General features: G+C 71.3%; 24 protein-coding genes, 1 tRNA gene and 1 riboswitch. Of the genes, 9 read left to right on the plus strand and 16 right to left on the minus strand.

Annotated features, from left to right (window positions below; all coding sequences use genetic code 11):
* Positions 1 to 90: 90 nt before the first annotated feature.
* Positions 91 to 1,488 (minus strand): peptidoglycan-binding protein, encoded by a 1,398-nt coding sequence (locus DMA15_RS13350; RefSeq protein ID WP_206302719.1) that lies wholly within the window; start codon positions 1,486 to 1,488, stop codon positions 91 to 93.
* Between the two features lie 229 nt (positions 1,489 to 1,717).
* Here DMA15_RS13350 and DMA15_RS13355 point away from each other — a divergent pair.
* The 4 genes from DMA15_RS13355 to DMA15_RS13370 all read left to right on the plus strand — a co-directional run bounded on the left by DMA15_RS13355 (position 1,718) and on the right by DMA15_RS13370 (position 6,818).
* Positions 1,718 to 1,791 (plus strand) — tRNA-Lys (locus tag DMA15_RS13355).
* A gap of 179 nt (positions 1,792 to 1,970) precedes the next feature.
* Entirely contained in the window at positions 1,971 to 2,684 is a 714-nt protein-coding gene (locus DMA15_RS13360; RefSeq protein WP_125512984.1) for a FadR/GntR family transcriptional regulator, read from the plus strand.
* Positions 2,685 to 2,994: 310 nt separating this feature from the next.
* Positions 2,995 to 4,884, plus strand: a complete 1,890-nt coding sequence (locus DMA15_RS13365) for a cellulose synthase catalytic subunit (protein WP_125512985.1) — start codon at positions 2,995 to 2,997, stop codon at positions 4,882 to 4,884.
* On the plus strand, positions 4,881 to 6,818 hold the full coding sequence (locus tag DMA15_RS13370) for a kelch motif-containing protein (RefSeq protein ID WP_125512986.1): 1,938 nt from the start codon (positions 4,881 to 4,883) through the stop codon (positions 6,816 to 6,818). The genes DMA15_RS13365 and DMA15_RS13370 overlap by 4 nt, the downstream gene beginning before the upstream one ends.
* An 86-nt stretch (positions 6,819 to 6,904) precedes the next feature.
* On the opposite strand, the gene DMA15_RS13375 is transcribed toward DMA15_RS13370, so the two are convergent.
* On the minus strand, positions 6,905 to 7,939 hold the full coding sequence (locus DMA15_RS13375; RefSeq protein WP_125512987.1) for a glycoside hydrolase family 6 protein: 1,035 nt from the start codon (positions 7,937 to 7,939) through the stop codon (positions 6,905 to 6,907).
* A gap of 128 nt (positions 7,940 to 8,067) precedes the next feature.
* Here DMA15_RS13375 and DMA15_RS13380 point away from each other — a divergent pair, with 128 nt between their 5' ends.
* The 3 genes from DMA15_RS13380 to DMA15_RS13390 all read left to right on the plus strand — a co-directional run bounded on the left by DMA15_RS13380 (position 8,068) and on the right by DMA15_RS13390 (position 10,370).
* Positions 8,068 to 8,823, plus strand: coding sequence for a GAF and ANTAR domain-containing protein (locus DMA15_RS13380; protein ID WP_125512988.1), 756 nt, complete (start codon positions 8,068 to 8,070; stop codon positions 8,821 to 8,823).
* Between the two features lie 375 nt (positions 8,824 to 9,198).
* Positions 9,199 to 9,322: riboswitch (cobalamin riboswitch) on the plus strand.
* Positions 9,323 to 9,354: 32 nt separating this feature from the next.
* A complete protein-coding gene (locus DMA15_RS13385) occupies positions 9,355 to 9,576 on the plus strand; it encodes a CbtB-domain containing protein (RefSeq protein WP_125512989.1) in 222 nt (73 codons plus the stop codon).
* Positions 9,577 to 9,599: 23 nt separating this feature from the next.
* Entirely contained in the window at positions 9,600 to 10,370 is a 771-nt protein-coding gene (locus DMA15_RS13390) for a CbtA family protein (RefSeq protein WP_125512990.1), read from the plus strand.
* Here DMA15_RS13390 and DMA15_RS13395 read toward each other — a convergent pair.
* From DMA15_RS13395 to DMA15_RS13450, 12 genes are all read right to left on the minus strand, one after another.
* Entirely contained in the window at positions 10,351 to 11,022 is a 672-nt protein-coding gene (locus DMA15_RS13395; protein ID WP_125512991.1) for a class F sortase, read from the minus strand. The genes DMA15_RS13390 and DMA15_RS13395 overlap by 20 nt on opposite strands.
* 16 nt (positions 11,023 to 11,038) lie before the next feature.
* Positions 11,039 to 11,587 carry a hypothetical protein gene (locus DMA15_RS13400; RefSeq protein WP_125512992.1) on the minus strand — a complete coding sequence of 183 codons (549 nt, stop codon included), beginning with the start codon at positions 11,585 to 11,587 and terminating at the stop codon, positions 11,039 to 11,041.
* Positions 11,588 to 11,715: 128 nt separating this feature from the next.
* Entirely contained in the window at positions 11,716 to 12,495 is a 780-nt protein-coding gene (locus DMA15_RS13405; protein WP_125512993.1) for an HAD-IIA family hydrolase, read from the minus strand.
* 122 nt (positions 12,496 to 12,617) lie between these two features.
* A complete protein-coding gene (locus DMA15_RS13410; RefSeq protein ID WP_125512994.1) occupies positions 12,618 to 13,724 on the minus strand; it encodes a 2-aminoethylphosphonate ABC transporter substrate-binding protein in 1,107 nt (368 codons plus the stop codon).
* A 22-nt stretch (positions 13,725 to 13,746) separates the two neighbouring features.
* Entirely contained in the window at positions 13,747 to 14,544 is a 798-nt protein-coding gene (locus DMA15_RS13415; RefSeq protein WP_125512995.1) for an ABC transporter permease subunit, read from the minus strand.
* Entirely contained in the window at positions 14,531 to 15,394 is an 864-nt protein-coding gene (locus DMA15_RS13420; protein ID WP_240660204.1) for a 2-aminoethylphosphonate ABC transporter permease subunit, read from the minus strand. The genes DMA15_RS13415 and DMA15_RS13420 overlap by 14 nt, the downstream gene beginning before the upstream one ends.
* Before the next feature lie 94 nt (positions 15,395 to 15,488).
* On the minus strand, positions 15,489 to 16,544 hold the full coding sequence (locus DMA15_RS13425; protein ID WP_125512997.1) for an ABC transporter ATP-binding protein: 1,056 nt from the start codon (positions 16,542 to 16,544) through the stop codon (positions 15,489 to 15,491).
* Positions 16,541 to 17,251: a phosphonatase-like hydrolase gene (locus DMA15_RS13430; protein WP_276314339.1), complete on the minus strand. Its 711-nt coding sequence runs from the start codon at positions 17,249 to 17,251 to the stop codon at positions 16,541 to 16,543. The genes DMA15_RS13425 and DMA15_RS13430 overlap by 4 nt, the downstream gene beginning before the upstream one ends.
* Positions 17,252 to 17,256: 5 nt before the next feature.
* Positions 17,257 to 18,381, minus strand: coding sequence for a TIGR03364 family FAD-dependent oxidoreductase (locus DMA15_RS13435; protein ID WP_125512999.1), 1,125 nt, complete (start codon positions 18,379 to 18,381; stop codon positions 17,257 to 17,259).
* 134 nt (positions 18,382 to 18,515) lie between these two features.
* Positions 18,516 to 19,298: a GntR family transcriptional regulator gene (locus DMA15_RS13440; RefSeq protein ID WP_125513000.1), complete on the minus strand. Its 783-nt coding sequence runs from the start codon at positions 19,296 to 19,298 to the stop codon at positions 18,516 to 18,518.
* A gap of 147 nt (positions 19,299 to 19,445) precedes the next feature.
* A complete protein-coding gene (locus tag DMA15_RS13445) occupies positions 19,446 to 20,186 on the minus strand; it encodes a hypothetical protein (RefSeq protein WP_125513001.1) in 741 nt (246 codons plus the stop codon).
* A gap of 353 nt (positions 20,187 to 20,539) precedes the next feature.
* On the minus strand, positions 20,540 to 21,745 hold the full coding sequence (locus tag DMA15_RS13450; protein ID WP_125513002.1) for an ROK family transcriptional regulator: 1,206 nt from the start codon (positions 21,743 to 21,745) through the stop codon (positions 20,540 to 20,542).
* Positions 21,746 to 21,801: 56 nt separating this feature from the next.
* Here DMA15_RS13450 and DMA15_RS13455 point away from each other — a divergent pair, with 56 nt between their 5' ends.
* Both DMA15_RS13455 and DMA15_RS13460 read left to right on the plus strand, forming a co-directional pair.
* Entirely contained in the window at positions 21,802 to 22,893 is a 1,092-nt protein-coding gene (locus DMA15_RS13455; RefSeq protein ID WP_125513003.1) for a Gfo/Idh/MocA family oxidoreductase, read from the plus strand.
* Positions 22,890 to 23,381 (plus strand): heme-degrading domain-containing protein, encoded by a 492-nt coding sequence (locus tag DMA15_RS13460; RefSeq protein ID WP_125513004.1) that lies wholly within the window; start codon positions 22,890 to 22,892, stop codon positions 23,379 to 23,381. The genes DMA15_RS13455 and DMA15_RS13460 overlap by 4 nt, the downstream gene beginning before the upstream one ends.
* An 89-nt stretch (positions 23,382 to 23,470) precedes the next feature.
* Here DMA15_RS13460 and DMA15_RS13465 read toward each other — a convergent pair whose 3' ends face one another.
* Both DMA15_RS13465 and DMA15_RS13470 read right to left on the minus strand, forming a co-directional pair.
* On the minus strand, positions 23,471 to 24,802 hold the full coding sequence (locus DMA15_RS13465) for a hypothetical protein (protein ID WP_125513005.1): 1,332 nt from the start codon (positions 24,800 to 24,802) through the stop codon (positions 23,471 to 23,473).
* A gap of 277 nt (positions 24,803 to 25,079) precedes the next feature.
* Positions 25,080 to 25,937 carry a fumarylacetoacetate hydrolase family protein gene (locus tag DMA15_RS13470; protein WP_125513006.1) on the minus strand — a complete coding sequence of 286 codons (858 nt, stop codon included), beginning with the start codon at positions 25,935 to 25,937 and terminating at the stop codon, positions 25,080 to 25,082.
* Between the last annotated feature and the right edge of the window lie 62 nt (positions 25,938 to 25,999).

Below are 25,999 nucleotides of genomic sequence, written 5' to 3' on the forward strand. Positions count from 1 at the left end.
CCGGTCTCTCCCCCACCCCACAGCCCCGGCACCGGGCCCGGCACCAGCACCGCCCCCGGCACCCCCTGCGCACCCCCCGCCCCACCCCCCTCACCGGAACAACCGCCGCCACGTCTCCGGCCCCGGGTAGCCGTCCGCCGCCGTGCCCCGCCAACCCTGGGAGCGCTGGAACGCCTCCACGTTGCGCCGGTCGCTCTCGGTCCAGCGAGGGCCGGGGCCCCGCGCGTAATGCTTGCCGAAGCCCCTTCGGATCAGTTGCCTGCCGAGCTGTTCGATCGCCGCGTGGGACTGGCCGGGGCGGAAGACGCCCCTGCCGGGGTAGGCGGGCGCACCCTGTGAAGCGGTCCCCGCGCCCGGACCCGGCCCCGTCGTCCGAGGGATGTTCCGGCCCGAGCCCTTCATCAGGTACGCCCACGTCGTCGGCCCCGGCAGGCCGTCCGCCGCCGCGCCCCGCCAGCCCTGCGCCAGCTGGAACGCCTGCGTCGCCCTGCGGTCCGCGTCCGTCCAGAGCGGCCCCGGGCCCGAGCGGTAGAAGCGCTTGCCGCCCCGGGCCACCAGCGCCTTGCCGAGCTGCGTCACGTACTTGTTGTTCGCCCCGGGGCCGAAGGCGCCCGCCCCCGGGTACCGCGTCACCGCCGAACCCGAGCCGGGGGCGGGAGCCTCCTCCACGCCCTTGAAGCGATAGGCCACATAGCGGTCCGCATTCTCCCAGTAGGCATAGGGAGTCGCCTGTTTGCGGGCGTGCGGGCGGACCTGTTCGTAGGCGACGTATTGCACGTGCGTGGTGTCCGTCCAGCCGCCGAAAATCGTGACGTGCGAGCCCTTCGTGGGGTCCGCCGGGTTATGGAAGAGGAGAATGTCGCCGGGCTGGAGCTGGTCCTTGGTAATCGGCACCCCGTACTTGTCGAGGGTGCCCGTCCATTCGTTGCCGCTCAGCTTCCAGGCCATGGAGACAAAGCCCGAGCAGTCCTGCCGGTAACCGTCGGTCCAGTACTTCGCCATGCTGTACGGGACCTTCGCGGTGACCCACGTCATGGCCCGCTCGATGATCGCCGCACGGGTGGTGGGGCCGTACGTCGACTCCGCCGGGACGCCCGCGCCGCCGTGCAGCGGGCTCGCGCTGCCCTGGGGTGTGTCGGGGCCGTCGTTCGCCGGGCGGGAATCGGCCCGCCGCACCCCCGACTCGCCCCCCACCTCGGTGGAAGCCCTGACGGATGCCCCGGCGGGCGCGGCCGCGACGGATGCCCCGGCGGACGCCCCCGCAGGAACCGCCCCTCCCCCCACAGCCACCGCCGGCAAGCTCTGACCGCCCAGCACCGTCCCCGCCGCCGCCGCGAGGACGAGGGCGCGCCGCGTGCCGTGCGCACCCGGGTGGCCCCCGAGACGCAGCGGCAGCGCATGCGCCATCGAGCGCCGCCAGTGAATACAGCCGGGACAGTCGCAGTCGCTCTCGGGGTCGAATTCCTCGAATACCGGAGCGTCCTCCATGCGATTCCCCTCACACCCCAGAAAAGAAAGTCCGCGCATCTGCACATCCGTCAGTTTCTCAACTGTCGCGGGATACCGCATGTTGACGGTCCGAATGATGTATCGCCCCTCCCCCGGACCCGCTCCGGCGCCTCTCCCCTGCCTCTCCGGAAGCACCGGAAGGCCGCGCCCGGGCACCGGGTGGTCCGAGGCACCCCCGGACATCCGGTAGAGTTATCCAGGTCAGCAGGCGCCGCTAGCTCAGTTGGTTAGAGCAGCTGACTCTTAATCAGCGGGTCCGGGGTTCGAGTCCCTGGCGGCGCACAGACAGCGAAGGCCCTCCGTTCACGCGGAGGGCCTTCGTCGTGTCCGGGCGGGGTCCGCGTCGCGTCCCGGGCGGGGCCTTCATCGCGTCCCGGGCGAGGCCCACCTCGTGTCTCCCGGAAGACCTTGCCCGTGCGCGCGGGGCCGACCCCCCGTATCCGTACCGCTACCGTTGCGCCATGGCGCGCGACATCCAGGAGCGGATCAAGAAGCTCATCATCGATTCCCGGCTGCCCTCCGGGGCCTCGCTCCCCACCGAGCCCGAGCTGATGGAGCGCCTGGGCGTCAGCAGGAACTCCGTCCGGGAGGCGCTCAAGGCGCTCCAGGCCATGGGGATCGTGGAGATCCGGCACGGTTTCGGTACGTATGTCGGCCCGATGTCGGTCGCGCCGATGATCGAGGGCCTCGCCTTCCGCACGGTCGCGGGCCACTACCGCGGCGAGGACAGCCTGCTCCAGCTCCTGGAACTGCGCGAGGCCGTCGAGACCGGGCTGATCGCGCGCCTCGCGGGCCGGGTCCCGGAGGCCGACCTCGCCGAACTGGACGCCTTGGTGGACCGGATGGAGGCCGAGGCCGCCTCCGCGGACGGCGCCGTGCACGCCGAGACCGACCGCGCCTTCCACGCCGCGCTCTACCGCGGCCTCGGCAACCTCCTCCTCGGCGAGGTCCTGGAGGCGTTCTGGGACGCCTTCCACAAGGTCCGCACCGACCTGGTGGACGTGCCGCAGGATCCCAAGGTCACCTGCCGCCAGCACCGCGAGATCCTGGAGGCGGTGCGCTCGGGGGACGCCGTCCGCGCCGAGCAGGCCATACGGGAACACTTCGGCAACATCCGTACGCGTTTGCGCTCACCCGCCTCAACAGGTGCCCCAAATCGCACTTATGACCGGTAAACCACCTGTTTGGCTCTTGCGATCAAGACACGGAGCGTAGAACCCTGGCCTGGAGCCATTGGCTCTCATGAGGCGGACGGTACGGGGCAGTTGGGGGCCCGGGACGACCGCGCCAGGCAGGACCGGGGACAGGGCCGGGGGGCCCGTTCGCGAAGTGACGCCGAGGGGGGCGTCATGCGACCGGAAACTCGCCGTTCTGTGACAAAAGGGACGGTCGCCTGCCACTGACGCGTCCGTGAAGGTCGAGGGGGACCTCAGCGGGCGGAGAGAAAAAGGAACACGCGGGCGACCGCGTGCGGGGGGATGACTCATGACGTCGACGCCGGCGGGCGCGCGGCAGGACGGTCCATCGCCGACGAGCCGGCTATGGGTGCCGTCACACGCGACAGGTGGTTTCCGCAGAATCAAGAAGACCCTGCCGCGGTACGACTACGAGCACTACAGCCGCCTCGCCGGGCCGCTCACCCAGCCCGACCCGGACAAGCCGTACAAGGTCGGGTACCGCTCGCTGCTCTCACAGGAGCCGCACCGGATCCGGGCCGCGCTGATGCTCGGCGCGGCCCCGCTGCTCTCCCTCGTCCTGCTCGGCTGGCTGCTCCAGCCCGAGCACTGGACGGAGCGGGAGCACGTGGCGAACGACTGGCTGCCGGCGCTCGACGTCGTCATGCTCGTCTCGATCGGGCTGATCGAGTTCTTCCGCTGTATGAACGTGCTCTCCAACGCGCACGCGACGCTGGTCGCCCGTGACCCGATACCCGTGGTGCCCGAGACCGGCACCAGAGTCGCCTTCCTCACCTCGTTCGTGCCCGGCAAGGAGCCGATCGAGATGGTGACGAGGACGCTGGAGGCCGCGGTCAGGATCCGTCACCGCGGCCTGCTGCACGTCTGGCTCCTCGACGAGGGCGACGACCCGGAGGTCAAGGAGGTCTGCCTGCGGCTCGGCGTCCACCACTTCTCCCGCAAGGGCGTGGCGAGGTGGAACACGCCCAAGGGCCCGCACCGCGCCAGGACCAAGCACGGCAACTACAACGCCTGGCTGGACGCGCACGGCGACGGCTACGACTTCTTCGCCTCCGTGGACACCGACCACGTCCCGATGCCGAACTACCTGGAGCGGATGCTCGGCTTCTTCCGGGACGAGAACGTGGGCTTCGTGATCGGCCCGCAGGTCTACGGCAACTACGACAACTTCGTCACCAAGGCCGCCGAGTCGCAGCAGTTCCTCTTCCACGCGCTGGTCCAGCGGGCGGGGAACGCCTACGGCGCGCCGATGTTCGTCGGGACGAGCAACGCCGTGCGCATCAAGGCCCTGAAGCAGATCGGCGGCCTGTACGACTCGATCACCGAGGACATGGCGACCGGTTTCGAGATCCACCGCGCCACGAACCCGGCGACCGGCAGGAAGTGGAAGTCGGTCTACACCCCGGACGTGCTCGCGGTCGGCGAGGGCCCCAACGCCTGGACGGACTTCTTCACGCAGCAGCTGCGCTGGTCGCGCGGGACGTACGAGACGATTCTCAAGCAGTTCTGGAAGGGGCCCTTCTCACTGCCGCCGGGCCGCCTCTTCAACTACACGATGATGGTCATCTTCTACCCGATGTCCGCCCTGAACTGGATCCTGGCAGCGCTGAGTTGCGCGCTCTTCCTGGGCCTCGGCGCGTCCGGCGTGAACATCGACCCGACCATCTGGCTGATGCTGTACGGCAACGCCTCCGCGCTCCAGATCGGCCTCTACATCTGGAACCGCAGGCACAACGTCTCCCCGCACGAGCCCGAGGGCTCCGGCGGTGTGGCCGGCATGGTGATGTCGGCACTCTCCGCTCCCATTTACGCGCGCTCGCTCCTCGACGCCGCCCTGCGCCGCAAGAGCAGGTTCGTGGTGACCCCCAAGGGCGACTCGGCGAGCCCGGACACGCTCTTCGGGACGTTCCGGATCCATCTCTTCTTCATCCTGGTCTTCGGCGGCTCGGTCGCCGCCTCCTTCGTGTACGGCCACTCCCACCCCGCGATGATCGTCTGGGCGACGTTCGCCCTGCTGATCACGTCGGCGCCGATCTTCGCGTGGCGCTGGGGCATGCGGCAGGCCCGGAAGAGGCCGGGGCCGCCCGTGCTCGACGCGGTGGTTCCGCGGCAGAAGCCCAGCTGGGCGGCGGCGCCCGAGCAGACCATGCGGATCTCCCTCGGGGGGCGTGAGAAATGACGGAGCGTCCCGGCCGCCGCCGCGCCCGCCGCATCGCGATAGGGACGGCGGTCGTCCTCGCGCTCGCGGGGATGAACGGCCCCTGGCTGTGGCGCGTGGGCTCCGAGAAGTACCACGAGTACAAGATCAACCGACCGGAGTACAAGGCGGACAACGGCCACTGGGAGATCGTGGACTTCCCCGAGGAGTACCGGCAGAACACCATCCACGCGGCGCTCCTGCACACGGGCAAGGTGCTGCTGATCGCCGGGTCGGGCAACAACCAGAAGAACTTCGACAAGAAGAAGTTCGACACCCGCCTGTGGGACCCGGTCAAGAAGACCATCAAGAAGATCCCGACGCCCACCGACCTGTTCTGCACGGGCCACACCCAGCTGAGCGACGGCAATCTGCTGATCGCGGGCGGCACCAAGCGCTACGAGAAGCTGAAGGGCGACATCACCAAGGCCGGCGGCCTGATGATCGTCCACAACGAGGACCCGGACGAGCCGAAGACGATCCCGGCGGGCACCGAGTTCACCGGCAAGAAGAACGGCAAGACGTTCGTCTCCCAGGACAGCGTCCTGGTGGAGAAGGCGAAGAAGGTCTTCGACAAGCGGACCGGCCGGTTCCTGCGTACGGAGCCCGGTCTCGGCCGGATCTACGTCGAGGCGGCCAAGAGCGGCGCCAAGTACGAGACGGGTACGCAGGACAACTACCGCATCCAGGGCCTGAAGGGCTCCGACACCCGCAACGTCTACGGCATGGCGCAGAAGCTCGCCCTGGACAAAAAGGACTTCCAGGGGATCAAGGACGCCTTCGAGTTCGACCCGGTCGCCGAGCGGTACATCAAGGTCGACCCGATGAACGAGGCGCGCTGGTACCCCACGCTGACCACGCTCACCGACGGCACGATCCTCTCCACCTCGGGCCTGGACGAGATCGGCCAGCTGGTGCCGGGCAAGAACGAGGTGTACGACCCGAAGACCAAGAAGTGGACGTACACCAAGGGCATCCGGCAGTTCCCGACCTACCCGGCGATCTTCCAGATGACCGACGGCAAGCTCTTCTACTCCGGTTCGAACGCGGGGTACGGCCCCGACGACGTCGGCCGCAAGCCCGGCATCTGGGACCTGCGGACCAACAAGTGGCGGGGCGTCCCGGGCCTGAGCGACCCCAAGCTCCTGGAGACGTCCGGCACGGTCGAACTGCCGCCCGCGCAGGACCAGAAGTACATGGTGGTCGGTGGCGGCGGGGTCGGTGAGTCCAAGGAGTCCAGCGAGAAGACCCGCGTCGTCGACCTGACGGCGGACGAGCCGAGGTTCGTCGACGGTCCCCCGCTGGAGAAGGGCACGCGCTATCCGCAGATCTCGACGCTGCCCGACGACAGCGTGCTGATCTCCGGCGGCTCCGAGGACTACCGCGGGCGCGGCGACTCCAATATCCACCAGGCGCGGATCTACGACGCGAGGACCGGGAAGATGCGGAGGGTCGCCGACCCGCTGGTCGGCCGCAATTACCATTCCGGGTCGATTCTGCTGCCGGACGGCCGCGTGATGTTCTTCGGCTCCGACTCGCTCTTCGCCGACAAGGCCAACAGTAAGCCGGGCGTCTTCGAGCAGCGCATCGAGATCTACACGCCACCGTATCTCTACCGCGGTGCCCGGCCGGGCCTTGGCCGGGGGCCTGAGACGATCAAGCGGGGGGAGTCCGGTACGTTTCCGACGCGGCACGCGTCCTCCATCAAGACGGCCCGCTTGATTCGGCCGAGTGCGTCTACGCATGTCACGGATATCGACCAGACGTCGATCGCGCTGGACTTGGAGAAGTCCAAGGGGGCCATTTCCGTGACGGTTCCGAGGAATCGGAGTCTGGTGGAGTCCGGGTGGTACATGCTTTTCGTCACGGATGATCAGGGGACTCCGAGCCGGGCTCGGTGGGTTCGTGTGCCGTAGGGACGAACTCCCTTTGGTGGGTGGGGAACTGCGGCTTTTTCTGGGCTGAGCGCGCAGTTCCCCGCGCCCCTTGCGGGGCGCTCCCTTCAGCCAGCGCTCCTTGCGAGGCCTAGTGCGTACTCCGGCCACCATTCGCCCGCCTTCGGGCCGCCCCGGCATGTTCCGTCGGATTCGCCCGGGCGTTTGACCCAGAGATACGCGTCGACGAGCGGATCGCCGGTCTTCGTCGTCGGGGTTTCGCCGAGCGCCCGGCCCGGCGGGTTGCACCAGGGGTCCTTGCCCTTGTCGTAAGGGCCGTTGCCGTTGCGCCCCGTGTCGATGACGAACGGCTTGTCGCCTATCTTCGCCGAGAGCTTCTTGCCGAACTCCGTACTGGCCTCGGTGGTCTGGAAGTTGGATACGTTCACCGAGAAACCGTCGGCCTGCTCGACGCCGGACCGCTTCAGGGGCTCCCAGAGCGAGTCGGGGTTCTGCCAGCCCGCGTTGCCCGCGTCCAGGTACACCTTGGTGTTCTTCAGGGAGTTGAGCCTGTCGATGGCACCCCTGAGCAGGTCGTACCGCTCCTCGTGGAACTGTTCGGGCGTGCAGTTGTCGACCATGTGGAGCACCGCGTCCGGCTCCAGGATGACCGTGGCGCGGCGGTCGCCGATGCCCTTGGCGACCTCGTCCACGAAGGCGCGGTAGGCGTCGCCGTCGGCCGCGCCGCCGCCGGAGTACTGGCCGCAGTCGCGGTGCGGGATGTTGTAGAGCACCAGCAGGGCGTCCCGGTCGGCCTTCTCGGCGGCCTCGGTGAAGCCGCGCGCCTGGTCCTGAGCGTCCTCCGGGACGAGCCACTCGGCGACGGGCTGCTCGGCGATCTTCCGGATCAGCTCGGCGTCGTCCTTCTCGCCGTCCTTCTCATAGGCGGCGACCTGCTTGGCCGCGTTCCCCTCCGGGTTGACCCAGTACGGGTCCTCCTCCTTGGGCTGCTGCTTCAGCGGCGGACCCGACCTCTCCTCCTCCGGGTCACCGCCGGAGGAGGAACACCCGGAGAGGAGCAGCGCGGCCCCCGCGAGCGCCACTCCCGTCCTCACCCCCCGGGCCGCGAAACCACGTCCGCGACCTGTGCCTTTTCGGTACATTCAGTCCCCCTTGGGTGCACTGTCCGTATCTCAATCCTGACAGAAGGAGACTCTGTCCACGAGGGACGCGTTACCGTCGCGTCGCGGCCGGGTAGGCGCAGTCCGCGGGGAGTGGAGGAGAAAAAGTCATGGGGGACCACCCATGCGCACTGCGGCTCGCCGAAGTACTGGTGGAGGCCGCGGACACACTGACCGATGACTTCGACCCCGAGCGCTATCTGCGCCGGGTGTCGGACCGCTCCGTGGAGCTGCTCGACGCGCAGGGCGCCGGTGTGCTGTACGCCGGCGGGGGCGACGGCGTCCGTTTCATCCCCGGCAGCCGCCAACAGGAGGTGGTACGCGCCCTGTTGGCGGTCCAGCTTCGGGGCGGGCCGTGCCTCGACAGCTTCGGGACCGGCAAGCCCGTGCCGCCAATCCGTGTCGACTCCAATGTCGTGGGGGCCCGCTGGCCGGCGTTTGCCGAGCGGGCCGGTGAGCACGGCGTCGCGCAGACCTTCGCGGTGCCGCTGCGGCACGGCGGTACGACGCTCGGCGTACTGAATGTCTTCGTCTCGCACGCACATCAAAAGGCGCCTTCGGAACGGGAGTTGCGCATCGCCCAGGTGCTCGCCGACGCCGCCGCGGTGGGGTTGGTCAATCACCGCACCCACGCCCGGGCCCTGACGCTCACCCAACAGCTCCAGGGGGCGCTGGACAGTCGTATTCGCATCGAACAGGCCAAAGGCATGCTCGCCGAGCGCTGGAACACCGGCATGGACGAGGCATTCGAGGCGCTGCGGCGCTATGCGCGCAGGGAACGCCAGGTCATCGACCTGGTCGCCGTTCAGGTGATCAAGAGAACGCTCACCGGTGAACTGCTCCGGAAGGACCGGTCGGCGCCCTGAGAAATCGGCGCCCGCGGCGGGCGGGCCCGGTACCGAAGGCGGGATGCCCAGCGCGAATGGGAGGGGGAATTGGCGATATCCGGACTCCGGATCCCTCTAGGCCGACGCGCTCATTCGTCCTAGAGTCTGTCGCACGGCCCAAGCCCCCGGCCTTCTCGGCCATTCCCCCCATTCTGGAATGGCCGTGAACCTCCCGCGTCGGCGCCGGGTTCCTCCCGCAGCTCGTGCGCACGCGGTCGAGGACCAGCCCGGTCGGCGGCTCAGGGGGGAGCGGGCCACCGACCGGGCCAGGTGCGCCGGTCCGCCCCGTGCCGCGGGGGCCCCGAGGGGTGTTGACAGCCCCCCTGACGTGCTGGGACTCTCCGGGACGACAAGTCCATACATCGAGGCGACGGTTGCCAGGAACCCGGTGCGAATCCGGGACGGTCCCGCCACTGTGACCCGCACGCGACGCGCGTGCGCGGAAGTCAGGAACTGAACCGTCGTCCTCCTGCCATGGGGCGTGGAAACCCCAGAAGGAGGCCCACCGGTATGTCCCTGCACTCCGCAGCGCCACACACCGACACCACGGCGAGCCAGGCCGCCGTGACCCGGACCCGCGACTGGCTGATCGCCTCGGCCGCCGCGATCCTCGCGCTGATCGCGCTGTACGCCGTGTTCCTCGACAACGGCACGCTGATCTCGGCGACCGGCGACTACCTGCACGAGTTCGCGCACGACGGCCGGCACCTCTTCGGTGCCCCGTGCCACTGACCGGGCGGACGGGCACGAGCACCATGCACTCTTCCCCCGTACTCCCCCTGCTCGGGCGCGGTCTGGTGGCGGGAGGGGCGGCGGGCCTCGCCGCCGGCCTCTTCTCGCTGCTGCTCGCCGAACCCCTGATGGACCGCGCGATCCGCGCCGAGGAGAAGCGCTCGGCGGCCGAGGAGCACGCGCACGGCGCGGCGCAGGCCGTCCAGCACCACGAGGAGCTGTTCAGCCGCTCCACGCAGCACGGCGGCCTCGTGGTCGCCGCGGTCGTCGCGGGGCTCGCCCTCGGCGTCCTCTTCGCCGTCGCGTACGCGGCGGTGCACCGCCGTGATCCGGCCGCCACTCCGTGGCCGCGCGCGCTGGCCTTCTCCGCGGCGGCCTTCCTCGCCGTCTCCCTCCTGCCCGGGCTGCGCTATCCGGCGAACCCGCCGGGCGTCGGCGACGCGGGGACCGTCGGCGACCGCCAGGCGCTGTGGCTGGCCGCGGTCGCCATCGGCGTCCTCGGCATGTTCCTCGTACGACAGGTGTACGTACGTCTGTCGACGCGCCCGGAACCGGTGCGGCACCTCGCGGTGGCGCTCACCGCGGTCGTCGTCCTCGCGGCGCTGTTCCTGCTCCCGGACAACCCGGACCCGGTCCCGGTGGACGCGACGCTGCTGTGGGACTTCCGCATGCTGTCGCTCGGCTCGCACGCGCTGCTGTGGGCGGTGTTCGCGGCGGTCTTCGGCGGGCTCGGTCTGCGGGCCGCGCTCAGAACCCCGGCCGCGGCGGGCCGCGCTACCCCCGTACACCCGTGAGGTAGGCCGAGACGATCACGTTGGCCGTGTAGGTGCGGGTGGCTCTGTCGAAGACGCCGCCGCAGGTGATGAGGCGCAGTTCGGCGCGGCCCTCCTCGTGGGGGCCGTACGCCTTCCTCGCGTCGAAGCGGTCGCGGGGGACGACCTGGACGTCGTCGACCGTGAACTCCGCGACCGTGCCGTCGTCGCGGCTCACGCCGATCTTCTCGCCGGGGCGCATCGCGCTGAGGTCGTAGAAGACCGCGGGCCGGGTCTCGGTGTCGACGTGGCCGACGAAGAGGGCCGCGCCCGGGGCTCCGGGGCGGGTGCCGCCGCCGTACCAGCCGACGGTGTCCGCCTCGGCGTACGGCGGCGGGTCGATCGCGCCCTCGGTGTCCAGGCCGCGGGCGGTCACCGGGGCCTGCACCTCCAGGGACGGCACCTCGACGTGCCGGGGTCGCGCGGGGGCCAACGGCTCGTGGGCGGCCGGGAGTTCGACGCCTTCGAGGGGGCGGCCGACTGCCGCGGCGTCGCCGTTCGCGGGCGCGGACAGACCGGCGCGCAGGTCCGCGATCTGGGCGCCCCACAGGCCGAGGCCCGCCAGGAGGGCAGCCCAGGCGATGCCCGTACGGAGGCGTCCGGTCCCGGGCGGGTGTTCCTCACCGCCGGACACTGTCCCGGCCCTTCCGTCACTCGGAGCGGCTGCGGCGGCGGATGCCGCGGAATGCCACGGCGACCGCCGCGGCTCCGGCGAGGACCAGGCCGACCACGGCGTGCCGGGTGCCGGGTCCCGCCTCGTCGGCGCCGGCGGAGGCGACCGAGGGGAACCGCGCGGTGCCGCCGCCTCCGGCCCGTACCGGGGAGACCGGCTCCGGGTTGCGCTGGATCACGCGGACCGTGCCGGTGCGCTGGTGGGGGTGTCCGTCACAGATGACGGTGACCTCGTACGACCCGGAGAGCCCGCTCCTGATCTTGGTCTTGCCGTTCAGCGAGTCCTTGCCGCCGTCCCGCCCGGTCAGCTCGGCGTCCCCCTCGAAGGCCCCGGACCCGGCGGACCCAGTGGTGCCTTCGCACCCCGAGACGCTCACCTCGACGCCGGCTCCGGCGGGGGCCTCCGCGGGGGTGACGGTGGCCCGTACGGCCCCGTCCTCATGGCCCTGGGCGCCGGTCGCGGGCCCCGCGAGGGCCAGCGCGAGGGCTATGGGGCCCGCACGAAGAGCGAGGGTACGTATACGCATCGTGAACCTCCTGTACCTCGAGGTTCACGCATCCGTCCGCGCGGCGCATCCCGGGGGCGGGGCCGGCGGGGCTCCGCCCCGGGGAGCGCGGGCAAACGGGCGGGTGGGGCGTCGCCGTGAAGCGGCGTTCAGACCCGGGCCACCAGGTCCGCGATCGAGTCCACGACCGTGGAGGGGCGGAACGGGTACTTGTCGATGTCCCGCCGGGTCGTGAGGCCGGTGAGCACGAGGAACGTCTCCATCCCCGCCTCCAGCCCGGCAAGGACATCCGTGTCCATGCGGTCACCGATCATCGCGCTCGTCTCCGAATGCGCCCCGATCGCGTTGAGCCCCGTCCGCATCATCAGAGGATTCGGCTTCCCCGCGAAGTAGGGATTCTTGCCGGTCGCCTTGGTGATGAGCGCGGCGACCGCCCCCGTGGCGGGCAGCGGTCCCTCCGTGGAGGGGCCGGTCTCGTCGGGGTTGGTGCAGATGAAACGGGCCCCGGCGTTGATGAGGCGTACGGCCTTGGTCATCGCCTCGAAGGAGTACGTGCGGGTCTCGCCGAGGACCACGTAGTCCGGGTCGTGGTCGGTGAGTACGTACCCGATGTCGTGCAGGGCCGTGGTCAGACCGGCCTCGCCGATGACGTAGGCCGTGCCGCCGGGCCGCTGGTCGTCGAGGAACTTGGCGGTGGCGAGCGCGGACGTCCAGATGTTCTCGACCGGCACTTCGAGGCCCATGCGGGTCAGCCTGGCCTGGAGGTCGCGCGCGGTGTAGATGGAGTTGTTCGTGAGGACGAGGAAGGGCTTGCCGGACTCGCGCAGCTTCTTGATGAACGCGTCGGCACCCGGGATCGGGACGCCCTCGTGAATGAGCACACCGTCCATGTCGGTGAGCCACGATTCGATGGGCTTGCGCTCTGCCATGGGGTGCACTCCTGCGGTGTACGGGTTGGCTGGGGCGCCGGGACAGCGCTGTGCCGACGCCCCCACCCTAAACAGGAAGCCGTGATCTTGACCCCGCCGATCACCGTCAGGCGTCCGCCGGCTCAGCTGCCCGTCGCCGACTTCCACTCCTCGACGTATGTCCGGAGGTTCTCGGAGACGTCCGCCCAGTCCGGCTCGAAGATCTCGACGCCCTCGATGAGCCTGTCGAGGGCGACCGCGTTGGCGTCCGTGGCCTTGACGTCCTTGCGGGCCGCGAAGCCGCCGCCGATCTCGCTGACCTGCCGCTGTGCCCGCGGGCTGAGCAGATGGTCCAGGAACTTCTTCGCGTTGGCGCTGTGCGGCGCCTTGCTGACGAGCCCGGCCGCGTACGGGAGCGCGAAGGTGGTCCGCTCCCCGCCCTTCTTCGCGGGGAACCAGATGCCGAGGTTCGGCATGTCCTTGGACTGCGCGTAGTTCATCTGGACGTCGCCGTTGGCGGCGAGCAGCTCGCCCTTGTCGACCTTGGGCGCGAGCTTGCCGGTGGAGGCGGACGGGCCGACGTTGTTCGTCTGGAGCTTCTTCAGGTACGCCATCGCCGGCTTCCTGCCGCCGAAGTCGTGCATGGCCTTGATGAGCACGGCGGTGCCGTCGCCCGCGACGCCGGGCGTGGAGTACTGCACCTTGCCCTTGTACGTGCTCGCCGTGAGGTCCTCCCACGTCCGTGGCGCCTTGGCGCCGGTCAGCTCCTTCTTGTTGTAGATGAAGCCGAAGTAGTTGTTCACGACGGAGGTCCACTTGCCGTCGGCGTCCTTGTCGGCGCCGTCGACCTCTTCGGATCCCTTGGGCTTGTACGCCTGCAACAGCCCTTTCTCGTCTGCCTGTTGGATGAAGGGCGGCAGCGTGATGATGACGTCGGCCTGCGTGTTGGACTTCTCGCGGACGGCGCGCTGCACCATCTCGCCGGAGCCGCCCTCGACGTAGTTCACCTTGATGCCGGTCTTCTTCTCGAAGTCCTTGAAGACGCGGTCGTACCAGCCGTCGCCGTTCTCGCCCTTGAGGCCGTCGGCGCTGTAGACGGTGATGACCTTCTCGTCGGACGCGGCGGTGCCGCCGCACGCGGTGAGGGATCCGGCGAGGACGAGGCCGCCGGTGAGGGCGGCAGCCGTGCGGAGGTGGCGGCCCCGGGTGAGGCGGACGTGGGCGGGGCGGACTCGGGTGCGGCGGGACATGACGTTCGTACTCCTTGAGGGGTCAGCGATACGAGGCACGCGTACGGACGCGGGAGACGGCGAGGAGCACCAGCAGCGTCGCCGCCATGAGGACCACCGCGAGGGCGGCGCCGGTGAAGGTGGAGCCGCGGTCGGTGGCCGCGTAGATCCGCACGGGCAGCGGCGTCCAGTCCGGCGGGTAGAGCATCATCGTGGCGCTCAACTCGCCCATGGAGAGCGCGAAGCAGAGCCCGGCGGCCGCGTTGAGGGAGGGCAGCAGGAGCGGCAGCTTCACCTTCCACAGGACGTACGAGGGCCGGGCGCCGAGGGAGGCGGCGGCCTGTTCGTACGCCGGGTCGAGCCGCTGGATGGCGGCGGAGACCGACTGGTGGGCGAAGGCGGTGACGAGGACGGCGTGCGCGAGGACCACGATCCAGCGCGTGCCGTTGAGGATCATCGGCGGCTTGCTGAACGCGACGAGGACCGCGAGTCCGACGACGACCGAGGGCACGGCGACGGGCAGCAGGAACAGCGCGTCGACGGCCCTCTTGCCGCCCTTCTTCAGCGAAGCGGCGGCGAGCGCCGCCCAGGTCCCCGCGGCGAGCGCGAGCAGGCTGGCCGCGAGGGCGGTGACCAGGCTGGTGGTGAGGGCCTGGAGCGATTCGCCGCGGGTGGCGGCCGTGTAGTGCCCGGTGGTGAAGCCGGAGGGGAAGGCTCCCGACCAGTGCGAGGAGAAGGACGCCGCGAGGATCACGAGGAGCGGCAGCGCGAAGAGGGGCAGGAAGAGGACGAGGAAGAGGCTCCAGACGGCCCACTTTCCCTTGCGGCTATGCACCAGCACGGCGGCTCACCACCCGGTAGAGGCCGTAGAGGCCCACGGAGATCGCGATGTTGACGACGGCGACGACGCAGGCCGCCGGGTAGTCGGATTCGAGCATGGCCTCGCTGTAGACGAGCATCGGCAGGGTCGTGACGCCCTTGGCGCCGGTGAAGAGGACGATCCCGAACTCGTTCAGGCACATGACGAGGACGAGGCTGCCGCCCGCGGCGAGCGCAGGCAGCGCCTCGGGCAGGATGACCCGGCGCACGATCCGCCCCGGCCCGGCGCCGAGGCTGGCGGCCACCTCAAGTTGTGCCGTGTCGATCTGCGAGAACGCGGCGAGCAGCGGCCGCATGACGAAGGGCGTGAAGTACGTGATCTCCGCGAGGAGCACGCCCCATGGGGTGGTCAGGAACTGGAAGGGTCCGTCGGCGGCGCCTGTCGCGTCCGTCCACACCCCGTTGGCCATGCCTTTCGTCCCGTAGATGAAGAGCAGGGCGAGGGTGATGAGGAAGGACGGGAAGGAGAGGAAGACGTCGATGAACTTCGCTACGGCCTTCCCGCCGGGGAACGGCACGAAGGCGATGACCAGCGCGAGCGCGAACCCGAGCACGAGGCATCCGATGGTCGCCCCGAGCGCCAGCCACACGGTGGTGCCCAGCGCCTCCCGGAAGGCCTCGGAGGCGAAGACGTCCGCGTACGGCTGGAGGGAGGTCCCGCCGGTGTCGGGCTGCACGGACTGCCGCACGACGAGGAAGAGGGGGTAGAGGAAGAACACCCCGAGAAGGACAACGGGCGGCAGCACCCACACGAGGGCGGGCACGCCGCGTCTGGCCTTCGCCGCTGTGGGCAATCGTTCCGCTGGGGCGATGGGGGTCCCCCCTGCTCGAGCGGAGTCGAGAGCTTGGGGGAGGGTGGGCACAGTCCCCGGTGCCGGGTCACTTGAACGGAGGCGCTCGGCAGGACTACCCATCGGTCACCCCTCCGGCAAGGAGCACCGCGTCCTCGGGCGCGAAGTGCAGCGTGATCTCGTCCCCCAGCGCCGGCGGCTTCCGCAGCTCCCGGACGTCCGCCTTCACCCGCTCCCCGCCCACCTCGACGTACAGCCGGTGCGTGGCCCCCCGCCACTGGACCTCGGCCACCCGTCCGGTGAGCGCGTTGGGCCCGTCGCCGAGCCCGACCAGATGCGGCCGCACGCAGAGTGTGGCCGTGGCGCCGGATACGGCGTCCCCCGTGTCGGCCTTCAGCTCGGCGTCCGCGAAGGAGACCGCGCCCGTGCCCCTCACCGTGACCGCGAGGAGGTTGGCGTTGCCCACGAAGGAGGCCGTGAACTCCGTGCGCGGTGTGCGGTACAGCTCCTGCGGGGTCCCGCAGTCCTGGAGGCGCGCCCGGTCCATGACGGCGATTTGGTCGGCCAGGGTCAGCGCCTCCACCTGGTCGTGGGTGACGTAGAGGATGGAGACGTCCGGCAACTCCCGGTGCAGCCGGGCGAGTTCGGCGAGCATGCCGGAGCGGAGCTGCGCGTCGAGCGCGGACAGCGGTTCGTCGAGGAGGAGCACGCCCGGCCTGATGGCGAGCGCCCGCGCGATGGCGACCCGCTGCTGCTGCCCGCCGGACAGCTCGCGCGGGAACCTCTTGGCGTACGAGGCCATCCCGGTCATCTCCAGGGCCTCGGCGACCCGCCCGGGGATCTCGGCCTTCGCCACCTTCTGCGCCTTCATTCCGAAGGCGACGTTGTCCTCGACGCGCATGTGCGGGAAGAGGGCGTACTGCTGGACGACCATCCCTACGCCCCGCCGGTGCGGCGGCAGCCCGGTGACGTCGCGCTCCCCGATGAACACCCGCCCCGACGCGGGCCGCACGAACCCCGCGACGGCCCGCAGCGCGGTGGTCTTGCCGGACCCGGAGGGCCCGAGCAGCGCCATGACCTCGCCGGGTTCGACGGTCAGGTCGAGCGCGTCGAGGACGGTGTGCCGGCCGTAGGCGACGGAGACCCGGTCGAAGCGGATGCCGCTGCTCATGTCCCCACCCGGTCGAGCAGTGCGGGCAGTTCGGCGACGGAGGCGAGGACGTGCGTGGCGCCGTGCCGCGTCAGCTCCGCCTCGCCGTGGGCCCCGGTCAGGACGCCCGCGACGACTCCGGCCCCGGCCCGTACCCCGCTCCTCATGTCGTACGCGGTGTCGCCCACGACAGCGATCTCCTGGACGCCCGCCGCGGCGCCGGTCCGCAGGAAGGCGCTGAGCACCATGTCCGGGTAGGGCCGCCCGCGGCCGCCCGCGTCGGCGGGGCACAGGGTCAGCTCGACGAGTCCGCGCCAGCCGAGCGCGTCGAGGATGGCGTCCTGGGTGACACGGGCGAACCCAGTGGTCAACACCACTGTCTTCCCGGCTGACTTGAGCTGCTCGATGGCCTCGCACGCTCCGGGAATCGGTGCGATGCGGCCGCCGTGGACGAGGTTCCCGTACGCCTCCTCGAAGGCGGTGTTGGCCCGCTGGGCGCGCTTCTCGTCGCCGAAGAGGTGGCGGAAGACGGAGATCTTGGACTCGCCCATCGTGGCGCGCACGTACTCCAGCTTGGCGGCGTGGTCCGGGGTGCCGGGCTCGACGCCCAGTTCGCGCGCGGCGGCGGAGAACGCCTGCTCGACGAGGCCGCCGTCGGCGACGGTGGTGCCGGCCATGTCGAGGACGACGAGACCGATGCGGTGCTCCCGCTTCGGGGATGCTGCCAACTCCCTCACCATCCCAGTTCGTCGGCGGTCGTCTCGGCGATGGCGGGCGAGCAGGTCATGCCGCGGCCGCCGGGCCCGGTGACCAGCCACACGCCCTCGCGCACCTGCTGGCGGTGGACGACCCGGCCCGTGTCGACGCACTGCGCGTACACCCCGGCCCAGCGGCGCCGGATCCTCGGCAGCGGGCGGCCGAGGAAGCCCTCGACGACCTCGGTGAGGTGGTCGTAGGGGTCTTCGAGGGTGTCGAAGGCGAAGGGGTGCTCGTACTCGTGGGTGTCGCCGATGGTCAGCCCGCCGTCCGCGCGCTGCACCATGAGCAGCTGCATCTTGTGCGCGGCGGCGGTCGGGGTCTGCGCCTGCCCGGCGTTGAGCGCGTCGAGTGCGTCCGACGCGTAAGCCGGGTAGTAGCGGAAGCTGTCGGCGTCGGCGACGGATGTGGGGAGCGGCTCGCCGAGCGGCGCGGTCTGCATCATCTGGAGGCGGACGCGGCGCACGGGCAGCTCGGGCCCGGCCAGTTCGCGCACGAGCCCGCCGAGCCAGGCACCGGTGGCGAGCACGACGGCGTCGCCGGTGTGTACGTCGCCGTGGTCGTCGCGGACCGCGCTCTCGCCGACGACCTCGCGGACCTCGCGGCCGGGCAGGAAGGTGTAGCGGGGCGAGGCCAGGAGGGCTTCGCGCAGCCGGAGTTGGGCGGCGCGGGGTTCGACGGCGGCGTCCCGCTCGCACCACAGACCGGCGAGGAAGTCGCCGCGCAGCGCCGGGTTGAGGGCGCGCGCCTCGTCGGCGGTGAGGAGCTTGTAGCCACGGACGGCCGCGTCCGGGCGGGTCAGCGCGGCCTCGGCGACCGCGCGCTCGCGTTCGTTGCGTACGAGGGTCAGGGAGCCGTTGGCCCTGAAGCCGAGGCCCGGCACGCGCGCGCCGATGCCCTCCCACAGCTCGCGGGCGCGCAGCGCGGTCGCCAGCTCCTCGCCGCCCGCGCGGCCGCTCACCCATATCTGCCCGAAGTTGCGCAGGGACGCCCCGCGGGCCTCGCTCTCGCGCTCGATCTGTACGACCTCGTGGCCGCGTTCCACTGCGTGCCAGGCGTGCATGGTGCCCACCACGCCGGCTCCTACGACGATGACTCTCACGGCGGCAACGCTCCTGCCGACGGGTGGCCCGCGCGGGGCCGGGCGGCGACGGGACGGTGAACGAGCACGGAAGCTTGGCCTAGACCCGTTACCTTCTCGTTATCTCACCGGGCTGATCGTCGGCGAGCGGGCGCTCAGCCGAGGTGGGTGGTGAACGAGAACCGGTCACCGCGGTACAGGGTCCGCACCCGCTCCAAGGGGCGCCCCTCGGTGTCCCGGGAGAGCCGGTGGATCAGCAGCATGGGCAGCGCGGGGGGCGTGCCGATGAGCAGGGCCTCGCGCGGGGTGGCGAGGACCGTCTCGATCCGTTCGTCGGCGTCCCCGAAGGAGATGCCGAGCCGGTCGCGCAGGTACGCGTAGAAGGAAGAGTCCGGCGCGAAGTCGCGGTCGAGACGCGGCACCCTCGCCACGGAGACGTATGTGCTCTCCAGGCCGACCCGCTCGTCGTCGGCGAGCAGTACGCGCTCCATGTGCCAGACGGGCTCGCCCTCCTCGGCGCCCGTCTCGGCGGCGAGCGCGGCGGGGCAGGGGAAGCGGTCGAGGGAGATGAGGTGCCGGCCGGGTGTGCGCCCCTGGCGGCGTACGCCCTCGGTGTAACTGGCGAGGGAGAGCGGCTGCTCCAGCTTGGGCCCCGCGACGACGGTCCCGCGGCCCTGCCTGCGCAGCCGCCCCTCCAGGAGGAGTTCGCGCAGCGCCTGCCGCACGGTCTCCCGCGCCACCTCGTACCGCTCGGCGAGGTCCCGCTCGGTGGGCAGCGCCTGCCCGTGCCCCAACTCCTCCATGAGGACGGCGATCCTGGCCTTCACGGCGTAGTACTTGGGGATGCGCCCGTGCTCGGGAATCCCGGAACGGACGGGAGCGCCGGGCACCTGGCCGAGCAGGTGGGCGGGGGGCTGAACGGGGTTCGGGTTGTCCACCTGGGGATGTTCGCAGACGGATGTGAACGGGACCGAGCCCCCCGAGGGGCGCCGGGTGCTGGACGCGCCCCAAAGGGGCGCGGGGAGCTGCGCGCCCAGCCACGACAAACCCGCACCAGGCCCCCGCACCAGGCCCCCGCGCCCGATTCAGCGGCCCGCACGCAACCGCCGATACCTCCCGAGCAGCACCGCACCCCCCACGAGAAAGCCCGCGCCCAGGACCCCGAGCCCGAGCAACATCGCCACCCCGGTCTGCGCCAACTCCTCAATCGGCTCCCCCCGCTCCTCCCGCTCCCCGGCAGACGACTCGTCCCGCGCGACGGCGAAGGCATAGTCATTGGAAGCGCCGACCCACTCCCCGTCATCGCCCCTGCGCTGGACGACCGCGGCGGAGGCGACGACACGCGTGGGCACGGTGTCGGCGGCGAAGGCGAGCCGGACCTTGACGGTGAGGGTGCGGCCGGGGCCGACCGTGAACCCCGCGAAACCGTCGTCGAAGACGCCCACGTGCTCGTCCTGCTCGGTCCTCTCGAACGGCACGGGCCGCCAGCGCGCCCCGTCGTGGAACTCCAGCCGGATCTGTTCCGGCCGCAGCGGCTGCCGCTGGTCGACGAGGACCAGGATCGGATGGATGCCGGCGCAGGGCTCGCCGGTGGCGTTGGTGAGGTCGATCGCCCAGTCCTGCGGTCCGGCGCCGGGCCGGTAGGCGGCGGGCCCCTCGTGGATGCGGGTGTCGAGGGGGAAGGCGGCGCTGTCGGCGGTGGCGCAGGTGGGCGGGGCCACGGCGGGCACCCCGGCCACGGCGGGGAGGGCCGTGCCGAGGCATGCGGCGAGCGTGGTGGCGACTGAGGTGGCGACGCCGAAGAGGGCGGGACTACGGAATCGCATGGAACACCTTTGCTGGCTGACGCGGGGCTGAGGCTGGGCTGAGGCTGCCGACCCGAGTACGGGGCTCCGGCGCGGAGTTGGCGCCGCCGCGGGCCGTGGCGGGCGGCGCCCGGAAGACGACGGTCGTGGCCAGCGACCCTGCCACGCGGGCCCCGCCGCGCCGGGGTGCCACCCCCCGGTAGGCCCGATCGGCCGCCGAAGAACCGCACGATCAGTCGAGATCCGGCCCATTGCGATTGGCGCGAGTCCCGCACTCAATGCGAGGGACGAGGCGGGCCCCCGCCAACCGGAGAGGCAAGCCACTCTCACCCCACAAGGCAGCCCACACACCCCCCCCCCAATGAAAGCCCCCCTCACCCCGCGATAAAGCCCACGCTCGCCCGGCCGAACAGCGGTGCGAGGACAAGCTGGGCCGCGCCCTCCGCGACGGCGCGTTCCCCTCCCGGGGCGAGGGCGACCGGCACCTCCGCCTCCCCGCCACCGCGCCGGACGCGCTCGGCGACGACGGCGCCCACACCCCGTACGAACAACTCATCCGCGGCGAACACGGTCCGCCCGCCGAGCAGCACGCGGTCGACGTCGAGCAGCCCGACCAGGTTCGCCGCGGCCGTCCCGAGCACCCGCGCGGCCTCCTCCAGGTCGCCCCGGGCGACGGCGGCGAGGCACAGCGCCTCGACGCAGCCGCGGTCCCCGCACTCACAGCGCGGCCCGTCCAGCTGGAGCACTTGGTGGCCGAATTCGCCCGCGCCGGTACGGGCGCCGCGATGCAGGGCGCCGCCGAGCACCAGCCCGGCGCCGAGACCGGTGCCGAGATGCAGATAGGCGAAGGAACCGGCGGCGTCGGCGCCCGCGAGGGCCAGGCCGAGGGCGGCGGCGTTGGTGTCCTTGTCCACGACCACAGGCAGCCCGAGCCGAGCCGCCAACGCGTCCCGCAGCGGAAACCCGTCCCACCCAGGAAACCCGGTCACCCGCCGCAGCACCCCGCCCACATGATCGAGCGGCCCGGGCAGAGCGACCCCGACCCCGGAGACGCCGCCACCCGCGCGGGGGCCGACGCCGGGCGCCGCCTCCTGGGCACCCAGTACCTCATCCCGAAACGAGCCCGCTCCACTCGCGCCCTCCCCCAGCCCCGCCAAAAGCCCCCGCGCCTCCCCCGCCGCCGCCTCCACGACGGCCTCCGCGCCCGCGGCGAAGGCGAGGGGAGCGCGGCGCTCGGCGACCACCGTGCCGGTCAGGTCCACCAGGACCGCCGTCAGTTCGTCGCGGTCCAGGTGGAGGCCGACCGCGTGGCCCGCATCGGGGACCAGCCGCAGGACCGTACGCGGCTTGCCGCCCGTCGAGGCGCGGCGGCCCGCCTCCGCCGCCAGGCCCTCGGCCCGCAGCCGTGCGGTGATCTTGCTGACCGCCTGCGGGGTGAGCCCGGTGCGCTCGGCCAGCTCCAGGCGGCTGATACCCGCCTCGCCCGCCCCGCGCAGCAGATCGAGTACGAGCGCGGCGTTGTGGCCGCGCAGCGCCGGCAGGTTCACTCCGGGGTTCGCCCTGTTCACGTACGACTTCACGGGGCCATTGTCCTGCTCGCTTGCACTTTGGCAACACCGTTGCTTAAGTGGAGGACATGACTGGCACAGGCTCCTCAGGCTCCCCCCTCCGCGTCGGCCTCGTCGGGTACGGCCTCGCGGGCTCCGTCTTCCACGCCCCGCTGATCGCCGCCACCGAGGGCCTCGTCCTCGACACGGTCGTGACGTCGAACCCCGAGCGGCAGACACAGGCCCGCGCCGAGTTCGGCGACGGCCTGCGCTGCGCGGAGTCGGCCGACGAGCTGTGGGCGCGGGCGGACGAGCTGGACCTGATCGTCGTCGCCTCCCCGAACAAGACCCACGTATCGCTCGCGACGGCCGCCCTCAAGGCGGGCCTGCCGGTCGTCGTCGACAAGCCGGTCGCGGGCACGGCCGCCGAGGCACGCGAACTGGCCGCCCTCGCCGACGAGCGCGGCCTGCTCCTGTCCGTCTTCCAGAACCGCCGCTGGGACAACGACTTCCGCACCCTGCGGCAGCTGCTCGCGGACGGCGAGCTGGGTGACGTATGGCGCTTTGAATCCCGCTTCGAGCGGTGGCGGCCGCGGCCTAAGGGCGGCTGGCGCGAGTCCGGCGACCCGGAGGAGATCGGCGGTCTCCTCTACGACCTGGGCAGCCACGTCGTCGACCAGGCCCTGGTCCTCTTCGGCCCCGCCGCGAGCGTGTACGCGGAGTCGGACGTCCGCCGTCCGGGCGCGGAGGCCGACGACGACACGTTCATCGCGCTCACGCACGCGAACGGCGTCCGCTCGCACCTGTACGTGAGCGCCACGACCGCCCAGCTCGGCCCCCGCTTCCGCGTCCTCGGCTCCCAGGCGGGTTACGTGAAGTACGGCCTCGATCCCCAGGAGGCGGCCCTGCGCGACGGCGGGCGTCCCGCGACGCTGAGCCCGTGGGGCGTGGAGCCCGAGTCGATGTGGGGCCGGGTCGGCTCCGGTGAGTCCCCGCTGTCCGGCGGCGGCCGCCCGCACCCCAGCCTGCCGGGCGACTACCCCGCGTACTACGCCGCGATCGCCGACGCCCTGCGGGGCACCGGCGAGAACCCCGTCACCGCGCTCCAGGCCGCCGCGGCCCTGGACGTCCTGGAGGCGGCGCGCCGCTCGGCCCGTGACGGTGTGGCGGTGACGCTGTGACCGCCACCGCCGCTGCCCCTGTCTCCGAAGCACCCTCCATCGAAGAACTGGAGTCCCAGGAGCGCCGCCTGGTCCTGCCCCGCTTCACGTACGACGACGCGTGGGCACTCGGCAACCTCCTGGTGGAGCTGGCCCGCGAGCGCCGCGCCCCGGTGGCGATCGACATCACCCGCGGCGGCCAGCAGCTCTTCCACGCGGCGCTGCCCGGCTCCACCCCGGACAACGACGCCTGGATCGCCCGCAAGCGCCGCGTCGTCGAACGCTACGGCTGCTCGTCCTACCTGGTCGGCGCCCGCTTCCGCGCCAAGGGCACGACCTTCGAGGCCTCTTCCCGCCTGGACCCCGACGCCTACGCGGCCCACGGCGGCGCGTTCCCGCTCGCGGTGGAGGGAGCGGGGGTCATCGGCGCGGTGGTCGTGTCGGGGCTGCCGCAGGTGGAGGACCACGCGCTGGTGGTGGCGGCACTGGAACGGTTCATCGCCGCCTGAGCCACCCTCGGCCCAGCAAAAAGCAGGCCCCGCACGGAACCGGCAAGTCGCCGGATTCGCGTGCGGGGCCGCTCACAGCGCGTGCGCCGTCAGACTCGGTTCAGGGTGTACGTACCCGAACCGTCCTGCCTGCCGCTGGAGTACTGGCGTACGGACTCCCCGTCCGCGTACCGGTCGTGGCCCATCATGGAGCCGGTGTACTTGTTCTGCACACCGATCTTCGAGCTGCCGGGCACATCACGGTAGATGTAGAACCGCTGGAGGTCATCCTCCCTGCAGGGGGACTCCATCATCAGGGGCGTCTGGTCGGTGCCCGCGTTCTGCGGGAAGATGTTGGCGCATGCCTGGTTGCCCAAGTTCCACAGGGTCGCCTCCATGACCCCGTCGCTCTCCGTCACGTTGCACAGGCGCCACTGGTCCAGGTTGCCGCTGAAGATCGTCGAGGGCCGCAGGCGGACACTGTCGGCCCTGAGGTGCGGCGCGCCCCAGGAGAGGGACTTGCCGGGCACGGTGATCCTGTAGAGCTCGGACCCGCAGCTGAGATCGGCCTTCGCGATGGGCGCGCCGGCCTTCGCACCGGCCTTCGCGCCGGGCCCGTCGGCCTTGGGCTGGCCGGCGACCTTGTCCTGGCCGGCGGCCTTGCTCTGCGCGAGGCGGTCCCGCTTCTGCTTCGCCGTAGGCGGCACCGCACCCGCCGGGCGCTCGGCCTTCGCGGCGGGCGAGCCGCAGTCGAGGAGGCCCTGCGCCTTGGCCATGATGCTGTTCGCGGGCACGCTGTCCTGGCAGCGCACCGCGCCCTCCTCCAAGGTGGTGAAGGTGGTGAAGCTGCCGCCGCCGGGGCCCTCGATCCACTTCAACGCCCAGCCGCCGCCGCTCTGTTGGACGCGGTTGCAGTTCAGGCTCGCGTACGTACCGGTGACCTTCTTGGTGCCCTTGTAGACGCCGTAGTAGCCGGGCTGGTTGAAGTTCCACGTGACCGCGTTCGACTCGGTGCTCGTGGAGGAGGCGTCGACCTTCACGCTCAGACCCAGGCTCGCACCGGCGGCGGTGAGGGTCTGGACGGGGAAGCTGCCCTCGAAACCGCCGGTGGCGCCGACGGAGACCGAGATGACCGTCTGGGTGCTGGTGGTGACGACATGGTTGCCGGTGGTGCCCTCGGTGACGAACCAGCCCTTGAAGTGGGTGATCGTCGGGGAGACTTCGGTGGACTTGATGTACGGCTTGCGGGTGCCGAGGTCGGCCGCCGTACAGGTGTCGCCGGGCTTGGCCGTCGTCGAGGCGGCAGCCGGTGAGGCGGTGGGTGCCGCGGCGGCCGGTGAGGCGGCGAGGCTCATGGCGGTGACCGCCAGGGTGGCCGCCGTAGCGGTCACCGCCGTGAATGATCTGCCGAAGCGGCTTACGGGCCCTATGGAGCGCAGCATTGCCTGTTTCCCCCTGGTCGCCTGGTCCTGTGTGTGTGGGTCGGGGTGAATGTAGCGGCCACAGGGGGTGGGGGCGTGAGCCCCGAACGAGCCACAAAGGATCACGGAGGGGCTTGTTCCGCCCCTGCGGGGGCCTATCAGGGCTGGTGGGGGGGAGCGGAGGGGGCGGCTTGCGCGCAGGGCCGATTGTCCGCGGGGGCGGCTTGCGCGAGGGGCCGCTTCCCCGCGGGGCGGCTTAGACGCGCTTACCCGCGGGGCAGCTTGCGCGAGGGGGCGCTTACGCGTCCTTCAGCTGCTGCCGCTGCCGCCCGAGCCCGTCGATCTCCAGCTCCACGACGTCCCCGGCCCGCAGATACGGCTTCGGCTCGGGCTGCCCCATGGCCACGCCCGCCGGCGTACCGGTGTTGATGACGTCACCGGGGTACAGCGTCATGAACTGGCTCACGTACCGCACCACTTCGGCCACCGGGAAGATCTGGTCGGCGGTCGTGCCGTCCTGCTTCAGCTCGCCGTTGACCCAGAGCCTCAGGGACAGCGCCTGCGGGTCCGGCACCTCGTCGGCGGTGACCAGCCAGGGGCCCAGCGGGTTGAACGTCTCGCAGTTCTTGCCCTTGTCCCAGGTGCCGCCCCGCTCGATCTGGAACTCGCGCTCGGACACGTCGTGCGCCACCGCGTACCCCGCGACATGCGCGAGCGCCTCCTCGTGCGACCCGAGATAACGGGCCGTACGTCCGATGACCACGGCCAGCTCGACCTCCCAGTCGGTCTTCACCGAGCGGCGCGGCACCAGCACGGTGTCGTCCGGGCCGATCACCGTGTCCGCCGCCTTGAAGAAGACGACGGGCTCGGCGGGCGGCTCGGCGCCCGTCTCGCGGGCGTGGTCGTGGTAGTTGAGCCCGATGCAGACGACCTTGCCGATCCGCGCGACCGGCGGCCCGACGCGCAGCCCCGCGGCGGCGAGGACGGGCAGCTCCCCGGAGTCGGCGGCGGCCCGTATCCGGCCGAGGGCGTCCGCGTCGGCGAGCAGCTCCCCGTCGATGTCCGTGACGATCCCCGACAGATCCCGCAGGGCCCCCTCGGCGTCGAGCAGCGCCGGACGCTCCGCCCCGGCCGTACCGACTCGCAGCAGCTTCATGGTCGAACTCCATTCCTTCGGTAGCCCGGCCGATGGGTTGCGGCCATCGGAGGTTTGGTCGA

It is taken from the genome of Streptomyces sp. WAC 01529 (assembly GCF_003945545.1).
GTDB classification, from domain to species: domain Bacteria; phylum Actinomycetota; class Actinomycetes; order Streptomycetales; family Streptomycetaceae; genus Streptomyces; species Streptomyces anatolicus.